Below are 340 nucleotides of genomic sequence, written 5' to 3'. Positions count from 1 at the left end.
CCGCAACTGGAACCCGTACCTGCTGATGGGCCTGGGCTACCAGCGCTCGGAAGAAGAGTATCTGTCGGCCGTGAACCTGCTGCCGGCCGAGCGTAAGGAAGGCAACGTGGCCGCCAAGGTCGGCGTCGGCGTCCAGGGCGACCTGGGCCGCGTCGGCATCCGCACCGAGCTGGCCTACCGCGCCGACTTCGACGACAACAGCGTCAACGGCGTCGATCGCAACGGCAAGTCGGAAGACTGGTTCGGCGACGTGCTGGCTTCGGTCGGCATCATCGTCCCGCTGGGTCCGGAGCCGGTGGCTGCGGTGGCTCCGGCTCCGGTCGTGGAGCCGGGCTGCGCC

At 69.4% G+C, this 340-nt stretch carries 1 pseudogene; it reads left to right on the top strand.

Going from position 1 to position 340, the window contains the following annotated elements:
* A pseudogene (locus TX83_RS23605) lies at positions 1 to 340 on the top strand (OmpA family protein); the annotation flags it as partial.

The organism is Lysobacter antibioticus HS124, from assembly GCF_000336385.2.
Lineage (GTDB): Bacteria > Pseudomonadota > Gammaproteobacteria > Xanthomonadales > Xanthomonadaceae > Lysobacter > Lysobacter firmicutimachus.
The sequence above is the reverse complement of the archived record's forward strand: the minus strand, read 5'-3'. Positions and strand labels throughout refer to the sequence as shown.